Source organism: Pedococcus bigeumensis, from assembly GCF_006438965.1.
GTDB classification, from domain to species: Bacteria; Actinomycetota; Actinomycetes; order Actinomycetales; family Dermatophilaceae; genus Pedococcus; species Pedococcus bigeumensis_A.
In genome coordinates, this window is record NZ_RCZM01000005.1 from 244,412 (window position 1) to 258,439 (window position 14,028).

10 protein-coding genes are annotated in these 14,028 nt (G+C 69.9%); 1 reads left to right on the forward strand and 9 read right to left on the reverse strand.

Translation table 11 applies throughout. The features are described from left to right. Nucleotides 1–204: 204 nt before the first annotated feature. The 9 genes from EAH86_RS15305 to EAH86_RS15345 form a co-directional block, all read right to left on the reverse strand. The gene (locus EAH86_RS15305; RefSeq protein WP_140742268.1) at nt 205–2,244 is read right to left on the reverse strand and encodes an ABC transporter ATP-binding protein; all 2,040 of its coding nucleotides are present in this window, start codon (nt 2,242–2,244) and stop codon (nt 205–207) included. Further along, the gene (locus EAH86_RS15310; RefSeq protein WP_140742722.1) at nt 2,241–3,977 is read right to left on the reverse strand and encodes an ABC transporter ATP-binding protein; all 1,737 of its coding nucleotides are present in this window, start codon (nt 3,975–3,977) and stop codon (nt 2,241–2,243) included. Before EAH86_RS15310 ends, EAH86_RS15305 begins: the two co-directional genes overlap by 4 nt. A gap of 2 nt (nt 3,978–3,979) precedes the next feature. Next, nucleotides 3,980–4,693: a TetR/AcrR family transcriptional regulator gene (locus EAH86_RS15315; protein WP_140742270.1), complete on the reverse strand. Its 714-nt coding sequence runs from the start codon at nt 4,691–4,693 to the stop codon at nt 3,980–3,982. Nucleotides 4,694–4,796: 103 nt separating this feature from the next. Then, on the reverse strand, nt 4,797–6,296 hold the full coding sequence (locus tag EAH86_RS15320; protein WP_140742272.1) for a N5-glutamine methyltransferase family protein: 1,500 nt from the start codon (nt 6,294–6,296) through the stop codon (nt 4,797–4,799). Further along, complete coding sequence (locus EAH86_RS15325; protein WP_140742274.1) at nt 6,293–7,006, reverse strand: AIM24 family protein; 714 nt, start codon at nt 7,004–7,006, stop codon at nt 6,293–6,295. Before EAH86_RS15325 ends, EAH86_RS15320 begins: the two co-directional genes overlap by 4 nt. A 9-nt stretch (nt 7,007–7,015) precedes the next feature. Next, nucleotides 7,016–7,492, reverse strand: coding sequence for a GNAT family N-acetyltransferase (locus EAH86_RS15330; protein WP_140742276.1), 477 nt, complete (start codon nt 7,490–7,492; stop codon nt 7,016–7,018). A gap of 78 nt (nt 7,493–7,570) precedes the next feature. Continuing rightward, nucleotides 7,571–8,368, reverse strand: a complete 798-nt coding sequence (locus tag EAH86_RS15335) for a hypothetical protein (RefSeq protein ID WP_140742278.1) — start codon at nt 8,366–8,368, stop codon at nt 7,571–7,573. Between the two features lie 142 nt (nt 8,369–8,510). Next, nucleotides 8,511–10,973, reverse strand: a complete 2,463-nt coding sequence (locus EAH86_RS15340) for a sodium-translocating pyrophosphatase (RefSeq protein WP_140742280.1) — start codon at nt 10,971–10,973, stop codon at nt 8,511–8,513. 214 nt (nt 10,974–11,187) lie between these two features. Beyond that, a complete protein-coding gene (locus EAH86_RS15345) occupies nt 11,188–11,532 on the reverse strand; it encodes an anti-sigma factor antagonist (RefSeq protein WP_140742282.1) in 345 nt (114 codons plus the stop codon). Between the two features lie 73 nt (nt 11,533–11,605). Between EAH86_RS15345 and EAH86_RS15350 the strand changes: the two genes are divergently transcribed. Beyond that, the gene (locus tag EAH86_RS15350; protein WP_140742284.1) at nt 11,606–14,026 is read left to right on the forward strand and encodes a DEAD/DEAH box helicase; all 2,421 of its coding nucleotides are present in this window, start codon (nt 11,606–11,608) and stop codon (nt 14,024–14,026) included. Nucleotides 14,027–14,028: the final 2 nt, after the last annotated feature.

The following is a 14,028-nucleotide window of genomic DNA, read 5'->3' on the forward strand; positions in this document are numbered from 1 at the left end:
AACCTAGGGCGTATGCCGTGAATCGGCACCCGGGCGGGCCTCACGGGCCAGCGCCTCCGGTTCCAAGCTCGGGCGCGAGTTTGAAGGATCCTGCGGATCCTGGCCCGCAGGATCCTTCAACCCGTGGCCGGCTGCTGAGCCCCCACACAGGTATGCCGCGTGGCCGAGGCGGCCACGCGGCACACCTGGTGCTCGGGGTCGGACTCAGACCTTGGCGCCGGCCAGGTCTGGCGCCGCCGGCGCCTCGCCGGTGTCGACGTCCACGGCGGCGCCGCTGAACTGCGCGGCATAGAGCTCCGCGTAGGCGCCACCCCTCGCGAGCAGGACGTCGTGCGAACCCTGCTCGACGATCTGCCCATCGCGCATCACGAGGATCACGTCCGCGTCGCGGATCGTGGACAGCCGGTGCGCGATGACGAAGCTGGTGCGGTCGTGCCGCAGCGCCGACATCGCCTTCTGGACCAGCAGCTCGGTACGGGTGTCGACCGAGCTGGTCGCCTCGTCGAGGATGAGCAGCGCCGGGTCGGAGAGGAACGCCCGGGCAATGGTGATGAGCTGCTTCTCGCCGGCACTGATGTTGCCACCCTCGGCGTCCAGCACGGTGTCGTAGCCGTCGGGGAAGGAGTGCACGAACCGGTCGACGTAGGTTGCCTTGGCCGCTTCGATGACCTCCTCCTCGCTGGCACCCGGTCGGCCGTACGCGATGTTCTCGCGGATCGTGCCACCGAACAGCCAGGTGTCCTGCAGGACCATGCCGATCTCGCCGCGCAGGTTGTGCCGGGTCAGGTCGGTGATGTCCACCCCGTCGAGGGCGATCCGGCCGGCGTCCAGCTCGTAGAACCGCATGATGAGGTTGACCAGCGTGGTCTTGCCCGCCCCCGTCGGCCCGACGATGGCCACCGTCTGACCGGGCTCGACGGTGAGGTCGAGGTGCTCGATCAGGGGGTTGGCGGGGTCGTAGGAGAACGACACGTCCTGGAACTCCACTCGTCCGTGCGGGTCGTCCAGGGCCGTCGGGTCGGCCGCATCGGGCCGCTGCTCTGGTGCATCGAGGACGTCAAAGACCCTTTCAGCCGAAGCCACCCCGGACTGGAGCAGGTTCGCCATCGAGGCGACCTGGGTCAGCGGCTGGGTGAACTGGCGCGAGTACTGGATGAACGCCTGCACGTCACCGAGGCTCATCGACCCGCTCGCGACGCGGAGCCCGCCGACCACGGCGATGACGACGTAGTTGAGGTTCCCGATGAACATCATCGTCGGCATGATGATGCCGCTGATGAACTGGGCGCCGAAACCGGCGTCGAACAGGTCGTCGTTCTTGGTGCGGAACGACGCGCGGACCTCGTCCTGGCGGCCGAAGACCTTGACCAGGTGGTGGCCCGTGAAGGTCTCCTCGACGATTGCGTTCAGCTCACCGGTGCTCTTCCACTGCTGCACGAAGTGCTTCTGCGAACGCTTGCCGATCGTGGCCGTGACGACCATAGAGATCGGGATCGTGACCAGCGCGATCAGGGCGAGGACCGGCGAGATGTAGAGCATCATCCCGACCATCGCGACCACGGTGAGCAGCGAGGTCAGCATCTGGCTCAGCGTCTGCTGCATGCTCTGCGCGACGTTGTCGATGTCGTTGGTGACGCGGCTGAGCAGCTCGCCACGCGGCTGCGCGTCGAAGTACGGCAGCGGGAGGCGGTTGAGCTTGTCCTCGACGTCGCGACGCAGGTTGAAGATCGTGCGGTTGACCGCTCCGGTGAGGATCCAGCCCATCGCCCAGGACAGCACGCTCGCGATGGCATAGAGGGCGAGGACGAACAGCAGCACCCGGCCCACCGCGCCGAAGTCGATGCCGGCACCGGGCACGAGGTGGTTCATCCTGGCGACCATGTCCGCGAAGTTGTCCTGGCCCCGGGCGCGTAACCCCTGGACCACCTGGTCGCGGGTCGCGGTGGCCGGCAGGGTCTTGCCCACCACTCCCGCGAAGATGAGGTCCGTCGCCTTGCCGAGGATCTTGGGCCCCACGGCGTTGAGGGCGACGCTGCCCACGGCCAGTGCCATCACGGCATACAGGGCAGCCCGCTCGGGCTGGAGCAGGGACAGCAGGCGCTTGGCCGACGGCCCGAAGTTCTGCGACTTCTCCGTGGGCATGCCCATCGACATCGGGCCGCGCCGCTGGGCGGCGTTCGCACCCGGCCCGCGCCGCGCCTCGGCTGCCTTCTCCTCCTCGGTCTTCACTCCTTCACCGCTCATGCCGCGGCCTCCTCTGCAGATCGCTGGGACTCGACGATCTCGACGTACGTCGGACACGTCTCGAGCAGTTCGTCGTGGCGGCCGGCTCCGACCACCTTGCCGTCATCGAGGACGACGATGTGGTCGGCATCGATGATCGTCGAGACCCGTTGGGCCACCACGATCACCGCGGTATGCCGCGTGACCGGCTTGAGTGCCGACCGCAGCCTCGCGTCGGTGGACAGGTCCAGGGCCGAGAAGCTGTCGTCGAAGAGGAACACCTCCGGCTTGGACACCAGGGCCCGCGCGATGGCCAGCCGCTGACGCTGGCCGCCGGAGACGTTGGTGCCACCCTGGGAGATCGGGGCGTTGAGGCCCTCGGGCATCGCCCGGACGAAGTCCTCTGCCTGGGCGATGCGCAACGCCTCCCACAGCTGGTCGTCGGTCGCCCCGGAGTCGCCGTAGCGCAGGTTGGAGGCGACCGTTCCCGTGAACAGGTAGGGCTTCTGCGGCACCAGGCCGATCCGGGACCAGACGTCCTCGAGCATCGCATCCCGGACGTCGACCCCACCGAGCATCACGGACCCACCCGTGACGTCGTAGAGCCGAGGAATCAGCGACATGAGCGTCGACTTGCCCGCACCGGTGCTCCCGATGATGGCAGTGGTACGCCCCGGCTCAGCCGTCAGTGAAACACCTTGCAGGACAGGCACATCCGCACCCGGGTAGCAGAACTCGACATCGCGCAGCTCGACGCGGGTCCCGGTGGACGGGATGGCCACCGGGCGGGCCGGCTGGACGACCGTCGAGTCGGTGTCGAGCACCTCGGCGATGCGTCCGGCCGAGACCGTCGCGCGCGGGATCATCATCGACATGAAGGTCGCCATCATGACCGACATGAGGATCTGCATCAGGTAGCTCATGAAGGCGGTCAGCTCACCGATCTGCATCTGGCCGTTCTCGACGCGGTGCGACCCGAACCACAGGACCGCGACGGTCGAGGCGTTGAAGATCAGCATCACGATGGGGAAGACCAGCGCCATCAACCGGCCGACGGCGAGGGCGGTCCCGGTGTACTGCCTGTTGGCGTCCGCGAACCTGGCCCGCTCGTGGTCCTCACGGACGAATGCACGGACCACCCGGATGCCGGTGATCTGCTCGCGCAGCACGCGGTTGACCCAGTCGACCGACTCCTGCATGAGTCGGAAGTTGGGGATCATCTTGCGGATCACCAAGGCCACCGAGAGCGCCAGCAGCGGGACAGCGACCGCCACGAGCCACGAGAGGCCGACGTCCTCGCGCAACGCCATGATGATGCCGCCGACCATCATGATCGGAGCCGACACCATCATCGCCGCACCCATGAAGACGACCGTCTGGACCTGGGTCACGTCGTTGGTGTTGCGGGAGATCAGCGTGGGCGCGCCGAACCGCGACACCTCCTGGGCGGAGAAGTCACCCACCCGCGCGAAGATCCCGGCTCTGAGGTCCCGCCCGAGACCGGCCGCCGACTTGGCGCCTAGGTAGGTCGCCGCGACGGTCGCCACGATCTGCACCAGCGACACCGCGAGCATCCAGCCACCGGTGCTGACGATGTAGCCGGTGTCGCCCTTGGCGACACCCTCGTCGATGATCTTGCCGTTGAGGCTGGGCAGGTAGAGCGAGGCCATGGTGCCCACGAGCTGCAGTCCCACCAGGACTGCGACCAACCCCTGGTAGGGCCTCAGGTAGTCACGAATGATCCGGATCAGCACTGTCATTTCCCCCTTGAGGTGCGCGAGGTGATCGCGACGGAGCGGCGTTCGGTTGCGGTCGTGGCGGAGCGTCCTTGGGCGGCGGCAGGACGACGTTCCTTGGTGGCCGGACGGCGGTCGGTCGCCGCCGGCCGGGAAAGCGCGCCCTCGAGGACGACGTCGACGAGCTCGGCCGCGGTGGAGTCCTGGCCGTCGAGCATCGGGTGGACACTCGAGAGCGTGAGCATCCGCAGGTAGCCGATGAAGTTGAGGACCGGGATCCGCAGCAGCGCGACGTCGTCGCCGATCAGGGCGGTGAACGCGGCGTCGAGCTCTGCCGTCCCTTCCTGACGGCGACGCATGGCCTTCGGGTCCATCGGGCGGTGCAGCGGCTGGCCGGACGACTGCAGGACGCTCATCAACGCGAAGATGCCCTGCAGGTGCTTCTGCATCACGGTGACCGCTGCAGCGAGGCGGTCACGCAACGGCAGGTCGCGATCCACTGCGGCCAGCTCGGCCTTGACAGCGGCCGTGTCGAACGCCTCGTGGACACAGGCATGGATGATCTCGTCCTTGCTGTCGAACACCCGGAAGATCGTGCCCTCGGCGATGCCCGAGGCCTTGGCGATCTCCCTCGTGCTGATGCCGCGTCCCTTGTCCCGCAGGAGGGGGATGGTGGCGGCGATGATCGAGGCCCGCCGGTCGTCGGGGGCCATCGCGGGGGCGCGGGGTGACATGGTGATCAGTATGAGTGAGTGAGCACTCACTCACAACTGGGTTTTCCACCTGCACAAATGAGCGCCCAGATGACGGATGTCCCGGCCGGCACTCACTCGCGGCTCAGACCAGGAGCCCGTCGGCTACGAGCTCGCGGACCAACGGAAGGGCGGCCACGCGCACCTCGGCTGCCGGCTTGCCGAGCAGCTCCGCAATGGCCGCGAGGGCGGCGCCCGCGGGCAGCGTGCCGTCGCACACGCTGACGAGCGCGGCGCCGACGGTGTCGAGCCGGACCACGCGGCGCAGCCCGCCACCCTGGCGCAGCATGATCACCGCGGGGTCCTCCTCCCCCGGCCGGCCGTGCCGCTCCTCTGTGACGTCGTCGGCGCACCGCCACGCGACGGCCAGCACCTCGTCATCGGTGTGCTCGGCCAGCCAGGTGCGGGCGCGTAACCCGGACAGGACGTGCGCACCCATCGGAACCGCCACCGGCCCGGTCGCCTCGGTCAGCTCGACGAAGGGCTCACGGTCCCCCACGAGTCGCTGCAGGGTAATGACGCCAAAGCCGATCGCGCTGACCCCGCGCGACGCGAAGTCGTCCAGCCACGCGGCATACATCGTGGCGAACTCGGTGGTCGCGCTGTGGTGCCCTCCGTCGCGCGACCAGGTCTCGGCGTACTCCGCGGGGTCCTGCACGTCGCGCTGGATGATCCACGCGTCGAGGCCGGTACCGGCCACCCAGCCGCGCACGCGGTCGCGCCAGTCGGCGTCGCCGACGACCTCCCAGTTGCCGAGGAACTGCGCAACGCCACCCGGTTCGAGGTGCGCTCCGATCGAGCGCACCAGGTCGGCGACGACAGCGTCACCGGCCTGCCCACCGTCGCGGTACTCGAAGAGCGGGACGTCGGGGGTCCGTGGCGTGATGACGAACGGCGGGTTGCTGACGATCAGCCCGAACTGTTGTCCCGCAACGGGATCCAGCATCGAGCCTTCGACGACGTCCCAGTCGCACTCGTTGAGCACGGCGTTGAACCTCGCGAAGTCCAGTGCCCGCGTGGAGATGTCCGTGACGGTGACCTGCCGGGCGTGCGCGCCGAGGTGCAGCGCCTGCACCCCGCACCCCGTGCCGAGGTCGAGCGCGCGCTCCACAGCAGGTCGCGGCGTCCAGGACGCCAGCGTCGTCGAGGCTCCGCCGAGACCCAGCACGTGGTCCTCACGAAGGGGACCGCGGGTCTGCAGCTCGGTGAGGTCGGAGGCGATCCACCACGCGTGGTCCTCGTCGCCGTAGGGGCGCAGGTCGCACGTGGCGACCACGCCAGGCCCCTGCTCGCGCACCAGGCCGAGCGATGCAGCGCCGACGAGCCCCAGGGTGGGCAGGGCCGCGGCCGCCTCCTCGCTGTCGACGGCGTCGCCGAGGCCGAAGAGCCGGACCAGCGTCGCGAGCGGCGTGCCGACGTCGACCGTGACCCGCTGGGCGGGCAGCACCTGCTCGCGGGCCAGCGCCGCTGTCGCCAACGGTCCGAGCAGCTCAGCGACCGCCTCGACCGTGTATGCCGCGGCCCTCAGGTCGGCCCGCAGGCGGGCGACGAGCTCGGGGTCGGCCACCGGGGTGGGGACGCTCATCCGTCGAGCAGCCCGCCGAGGTTGAAGCCCCCGCCGCCGCCCCCGCTCCCCGCCGCTGGTGGCGTCCACTCACTCGGCTGGACGATCACGAAACCCGGCCCGGAGAACGCGTACTGGAACGCCTCCCCCGACCCGCCGCGCAGCATGGAGCGGACGTTCATGCTCGAGACGACCTGGGGCACGAGGTTGGCCGACCAGCCGACGCAGGCCTGCACGTCCACGAAGGTGGGCTGCTGGCTGCAGTCGAGGATGACGGGTTGGCCGACGGTGTGGATCGCGACCGTCCCGGTGCCGTGCAGCGTGGTGTTGAACAACCCGCCACTCAGCATGCCGGCACCTTGCACCCGCTTGATGTCCCACTCGATGGTGGAGTCGAAGGCCAGCAGGTTGCGCGCGTTGACCGACAGCGCGTCGCCGGTGAGGTCGACGAGGAAGACGAACCCGGCCTCGGAGGCGAAGAAGACGTCGCCCTCACCGGACACCCGCATGAGTGAGACGTCCTCGCCGGTCACGACCTTCTTGAACAGCTTGCCGACGCTGCCGGCCTTCTCGTGGTCGAACCGGATCTGGCCCTGGTAGGACACCATCGCGCCCTTGACCGCGAGCACGTCGCCGCCGAGGTGGACGCGCAGCATCTGGGGGTTCTGCAGCGCGAACCGCTGCTGGGCCTGGACCTCGAGGTTGGCCTGGTCGAAGAGCGGACTCTGCATGGCCCCAGCCTAGGTCGCGGGTCGGTCCGTCGACAGTCGATAGGCCAACCACGTGCCGGCCCGGTCAGCCAACCCGTCGTAGAGCCGTTGCGCCGTCTCGTTGTCCGGCGCCGTCTCCCACGCCAGCCACTGCATCCCGCGGTCTGCGGCCAGCTGCCGACACGCGTCGATGAGTCCTGCTCCGACTCCTCGTCCGCGCGCCTGCGCGGTGACGAACAGGTCCTCCATCACTGCGAGCGGCTGGGCGAGGGTCGTGTCCCAGCTCCAGAGCATGGTCGCGTGGCCGAGCGCCCCGCCCGTCGTGTCGCGGGCGATCAGCTGGGTGCCGCCCGCGCCGGTCTCGAGGAACGCCCGGCTCATGGCGCGCAGGTCCTCGTCCGACGGGTCGCTCTCGTAGAACGTGCAGTAGGCCCGCATCAACGGCAGCAGGTCGGCCAGGTCGTCCCGCGTGACGGCCGAGATGTCGAACTCGCTCTCCGTGGGCATGACGCGACCCTACGCGGGGGGGCGCGCGTGGCACTCGGCCAGGCGGCACACCGGCTCCGCCCCGCAGCCCGGAGGCGGCTACCAGGGCGGGGGAAGGTCGCGCCGTCTGATGCGCTCGAGGGCCATGATCGATGTGAGCTCGATCCGGCGCTCCGGGGTCGCCGAGTAGAAGTTCACGGCAGCCGCGACCACCGCCACGTCGGCGCCCGTGGTGAAGGCCGAGATGATGCGTGGGTTGAAGCGAACCGCCTGGGCAGCCCGCTCCCTCAGGGAGGACCTGATCCGCCAGGCCTCCGACGGCGTCAGCACCCGGATGTTGCCGTCCCATGCCACCGCCCTCGGCTCTTGCGTCCAGGCGATGACGTCGCCGCCCATGAGCGTCGGCAGCACCACACCTTCCTGCGTGAGGCGCACGGCCGGCCACCCCCGGGGGCCGCGCCCAGGACGGGCCCCCTGCCAGATCGTCGTCGCCACCACCCCGACCAGGACGACGGCGACCGGCCAGTAGCCCGGCTGGCCGTCCCGGGCTTCGTGGACGGCGACTGCGGCAAGGGCTGCGAGCCCAGGCACCCCCGCCACCAGCGCAGCGAGCCCGAGAGCGGCAGCCAACGGACGGGCGGGGAACTCGATGCTCATCCGGTGCCCGTCGGGGACCATGCGCACCGCAGCGGTGCCCCGGGTGCGCTCCACCAGCGAGAGTCCGACCGGAACGAGGACGAGCACTGCCACCCCGACCCCGAGGACCCACCACGCGACAGAACGGTTCAGCGCCGCCACCGCGACCATGGTCGCCACGTGGACGAGGATCGCCGTGGACCGGAGCAACCTGCGGTGGGCCGCCCGCCAGGACCCGCGCGACGGTGTCGTGACTGTCACGGACCTGAATGTATTCGCCCTGGTGCCCGATTCGGGATGCTTTTACGGCATGCGCGGGCTCGGACCACTCCGAGCCGTTGCAACAGAACGGCCGGCTCACCCTGGTGGGTGAGCCGGCCGCTGCACGTATGCCGTATCGGAGCTAGCGGTTCGCCGGCTCCTCGACCACGTCGGTTGCGTCGTCGACGGCCTGACCGGGTGCGGTCTCGGCCTCTCCGGCGTCCGGAGCCACGGCGTCGAACCGGGCGGCAGCCTGGCCGTCGCCGTCGCCACCGATCGCCAGGTCGCGCGCCTTGGAGACGGCCACCGCGGCGACGATGATGACGACCGCAGCGGCGGCGATGCCGTAGCGGACGACGTTGCTCTTGTCAGCGCCGATCGAGAGCGTGACGATCGCCGGGGCGATCAGCACGGACACCAGGTTCATCACCTTGATGAGCGGGTTGATGGCCGGGCCGGCGGTGTCCTTGAACGGGTCACCGACGGTGTCACCGATGACGGTCGCGGCGTGGGCGTCGCTGCCCTTGCCACCGTGGGTGCCGTCCTCGACGATCTTCTTCGCGTTGTCCCATGACCCACCGGAGTTGGCCAGGAACACCGCCATCAGGCAGCCGGTGCCGATCGCGCCGGCGAGGAAGCCGGCGAGCGGGCCGATACCGAGACCGAAGCCGACCGCCACGGGGGCGAGCGCGGCCAGCAGACCCGGCGTCGCGAGCTCACGCAGCGAGTCCTTGGTGCAGATGTCGACGACCCGTCCGTACTCGGGCTTCTCGGTGTAGTCCATGATCCCGGGGTGCTCGCGGAACTGGCGGCGCACCTCGAAGACGATGGCGCCGGCAGCTCGGGTCACCGCGTTGATGGCGAGGCCGGAGAAGAGGAACACCACGGCCGCGCCGAGCAGCAGCCCGACCAGCGTGCTGGGCGTGACGATCTCGAGGTTGAACGTCGTGTCGATCTGACGCTGGATCGCCGCGATCTGGACCTTGTCCAGGGCGCCGCTCTGCGCCTGCTGGCTCAGGTCCTGCAGGATCGGGTTGTAGACACCCTTCCAGGCGTCCGAGTAGGACCCGAAGAGCGCGGTCGCAGCGAGCACGGCCGTCGCGATCGCGATGCCCTTGGTGATCGCCTTGGTGGTGTTGCCGACCGCGTCGAGGTCGGTGAGGATCTGGGCGCCCTCGCCATCCACGTCACCGGACATCTCGGCGATGCCCTGTGCGTTGTCCGAGACCGGCCCGAAGGTGTCCATCGCCACGATGACGCCCACGGTGGTCAGCAGACCACAGCCGGCCAGCGCGATGAGGAACAGCGACAGGATGACCGAACCGCCACCGAGCAGGAACGCTGCGTAGACGGCCGCGCCGATGATGACGGCGGTGTAGACGGCCGACTCGAGGCCGACGCCGATGCCCGACAGCACGACGGTTGCCGCACCGGTGAGTGAGGTGCGGGCGACGTCCTTGGTCGGGCGCTTGTCGGTGCCGGTGAAGTAGCCGGTCAGCCAGAGGATGACCGCCGCCAGCACGATGCCGATGATCACGGCCAGCAGGGCCGAGCGACGCGGGTCGCCGGTGAGGGCGGCGACCGACTCGTCGGTGGAGCCGAGCCCACTGAAGGTGTCGGGCAGGTAGATGTAGGCGGCAACCCCGGAGAGCACCGCGGCGATGACGGCCGAGATGTAGAACCCACGGTTGATCGCCGACAGGGCGTTCTCGCCGGGCTTGACCCGGGTGATGAAGACGCCCAGGAGGGCCGTGACGGCACCGATGGCGGGAACGATCAGCGGGAACACCAGGCCGTAGGTGCCGAAGGCGGCAGAACCCAGGATGAGGGCGGCCACCAGCATCACGGCATACGACTCGAAGAGGTCGGCGGCCATGCCGGCGCAGTCGCCGACGTTGTCGCCCACGTTGTCGGCGATGGTCGCCGCGTTGCGCGGGTCGTCCTCGGGGATGCCGGCCTCGACCTTGCCGACCAGGTCGGCGCCTACGTCGGCAGCCTTGGTGAAGATGCCGCCACCGACACGCATGAACATGGCGAGCAGGGCGGCACCGAAGCCGAAGCCCTCGAGGACCTTGGGGGCCTCGCCCTGGTAGAGGAGCACGACGACCGAGGCACCGAGCAGGCCGAGGCCCACGGTGGCCATGCCGACGGTGCCACCGGTCCGGAAGGCGATCCGCATGCCGCTGTCACGGTCGCCGTCGCGGGCGGCGGACGCCACCCGGACGTTGGCCTTGACGGCCAGGCTCATGCCGAAGTAGCCGATCGCCGCAGAGAAGAGGGCACCGACGATGAAGAAGCCGGAGCGTCCCCAGCGGACCTCGGCGGTGTCAGCGGGGAGCAGGAGCAGGAGGCCGAAGACGAGGACGACGAAGACGCTCAGCGTCTTGAACTGGCGGGCGAGGTACGCCTGGGCGCCTTCTTCCACGGCAGCGCCGATTTCCTGCATCTTCTCGGTGCCGGGGTCGGCCGCCAGAACTTGCTGGCGGAAGAACACACCCATGACCAGCGCGATGATCGCAATGGCGAGCACGGCGTAGACCAGGGTGAGATTGGTGCCGTCCAGCTGCAGGTCAGCAGCGGTGGCGGCAGGCGCAAGGCGCGACATTCCATCCTCCTCGATGGGGAAACTTTCAGGACCACCCAAGGGCACGCCACGATGGCGCACCGCAGAGGGGACGTTGGTGGCGAGAGTAATGCACGTCACAGCCTGTGGGGCCCCGGGTGAGCATCGTCACAGGTAAATCGTCACCCTGAGACCGCCCTCTGGCAGGTTTCGCCGGGCGTTGGGGGTGCGCTGGGGGTGTTTCGCGGACGTTCCGTCAGGCGTTGGACGCCTCGGCGGCCTCGTCGACCGTCGGGTAGATGTGGAACACCTTGTCCAGGCCGGTGATCTTGAAGACCTTGAGGATCCGCTCCTGGGCGCTGACGATGCGCAGCGTGCCGTTCTGTCCACGGACCAGCTTGAGCCGACCGACGAGCACGCCGAGCCCCGTGGAGTCCATGAAGGTGACCTTCTCGAGGTCGACCACGAGGTCGGTGCGGCCCGCAGCCACCTGTTTGTCGAGCACTTCGCGCAGCAGTGGAGCGGTGTAGACGTCGATCTCGCCCGCCACGTGGACGATGGTCACTGCGCCCTGCTCGCTGCTGGAGACCGACAGGTCCACGGTCACCCCTTCAGTTGCCATTGCCAGTGAGCAGCCGCCCGGACCGTCTGCCCTCGGGATTACGGTAGCGGCAATGTCCACCACCGGCCCCACCGCACCCGGTTCTGCGAGGCCCGAGCGCGTCCCGTTCGACCCCGAGGCCGCGCTGGCAGCCCTGGCTTCCGGGTCGAGAGCCGAGCGGTTGCTGCACGTGCACGAGGTGCCCGCGAGGGCCGCATCGCTCGCCGAGTGGCCCACCTGGGTCGACCCCAGCGTGTATGCCGCGTGCGCCGGAACCGGGGTCGCGTCCCTGTGGTCGCACCAGCGGCAGGCGGCCGACCTGGCCCATGACGGGTCGCACGTCGTCATGGCGACCGGCACCGCGTCGGGCAAGAGCCTCGGCTACCTCCTGCCGGTGCTGTCGGCTGTAGTCGAGGGAGCCTTCGCGCCGTCGGGTCGGGGGGCGACGGCGCTCTACCTGTCCCCCACCAAGGCGCTGGCCGCCGACCAGCTGGCCAGGGTGCAGGCGATGGCCGTGCCGGGAGTTCGCGCGGCGACCTATGACGGCGACACCGCCACCGAGGAACGCCGGTGGATCCGCGACCACGCCCACCTCGTCCTGACCAACCCCGACCTCGTGCACCACTCGCTGCTGCCGCTCCACGAGCGCTGGGCGCCCTTCCTGCGCGCGTTGCGCTACGTCGTGATCGACGAGTGCCACACCTACCGCGGCGTCTTCGGCTCGCACCTCGCCGCGCTGCTGCGTCGACTGCGGCGGGTCTGCGCGCGCTACGGCTCCTACCCCACCTTCGTGTTCGCCTCGGCAACGGTCCGCGACCCCGGCGTCCACGCCTCCCGCCTCCTGGGTATGCCGGTGGCGCCCGTCACCGAGGACGGTTCGCCCAGGGAGGCGATGACCTTCGCGATGTGGGAGCCGGGGCTGCTCGGCGAGGGCGACGGTCGGAGGTCGGCTACGTCCGAGGCGGCTGACCTGCTGGCGAGCCTGGTCACCCAGCGTGTGCAGACGGTGGCCTTCGCCAAGTCGCGCGCCGGGGTCGAGGCGTTGGCGACCAGCGCCCGCCGGACCCTGATGGAGGTGGAACCCGCGCTGGGAGGTGCCGTCGCGGCATACCGAGGGGGTTATCTGCCGGAAGAGCGGCGCGAGCTGGAGCGATCGTTGCGCTCGGGCGCGATCGTGGGGCTGGCGGCGACCAATGCCCTCGAGCTGGGCATCGACATCAGCGGGCTCGACGCCGTGCTGCTCGCCGGGTGGCCGGGCACCCGGGCGTCGTTGTGGCAGCAGGCAGGTCGCGCAGGCCGGGCAGGCACCCGGTCGCTGGCGGTCTACGTCGCGGCCGACGACCCGCTGGACACCTACGTAGTGCACCACCCGGAGGTGGTCTTCGGGCAACCCGTCGAGGCCACCGTCCTCGACCCCGACAACCCCCACGTCCTCGGGCCGCACCTCGCAGCCGCGGCGGCTGAGCTGCCACTGCGCGAGGCGGATCTCGCGATGTTCGGCGGCCAGGCCCGCGGGCTCGTGGACGCCCTGGTGGCACGCGGGATCCTGCGCCGTCGACCCAACGGCTGGTTCTGGGCGCGGACCGACCGGGCCTCCGACCACGTGTCCCTGCGCGGGGCGGGCGAGGTCGTGGGGATCGTCGAGCAACGGACCGGCCGCGTGCTGGGCACCATCGACGAGGCGTCGGCGCACACCCAGGTGCACACCGGGGCCGTGCACGTGCACCAGGGCGACAGCTACGTCGTGACCGAGCTCGACCTCGAGCAGGGGACGGCGACGGTGGTGAGGGGAGACCCCGGGTGGAGCACGTTCGCCCAGTCGGTGAGCGCGTTCGACATCGTCGGCGCCCAACGCAGCGTCGACTGGGGGCCGGTGCGGGTGTCGTTCGGGACCGTCCAGGTGCACACCCAGGTGACCTCGTTCCTGCGTCGGCTGCCCAGCGGTGAGGTGATCGGGACGCACCCCCTCGACCTGCCGCAGCGCACCCTGACCACACGCGCGGTGTGGTGGACGATGCCCGTCGAGTGGCTGGAGGCGGCCGGAGTGGGTGAGGCGGACATCCCCGGCGCAGCCCATGCGGCCGAGCACGCCGGGATCGGGATGTTGCCGCTCGTGGCCACCTGCGACCGGTGGGACATCGGAGGGGTGTCCACCGCGCTCCATCCCGACACCGGGCTGCCGACGATCATGGTCTACGACGGGCACCCGGGCGGAGCTGGCTTTGCCGAGCGGGCGTTCGACTCGTTCGAGCTGTGGCTGGAGTCGACGCTCGAGACGGTGCGGTCGTGCCGCTGTGAGAGTGGCTGCCCGGCCTGCGTGCAGTCACCCAAGTGCGGCAACGGCAACGAGCCACTCGACAAGGCGCGGGCCGTGAGTCTGCTCCAGGCAGTGCTCGCCCAGGCCCCGCAGGACCGGGGAGAAGCCGTGCACCCCGGCGCCCCAGCGCGGGATGCCGAGGCGACGAAAGGGGCAAACCTGCAGGCCAGCGGCTAGTG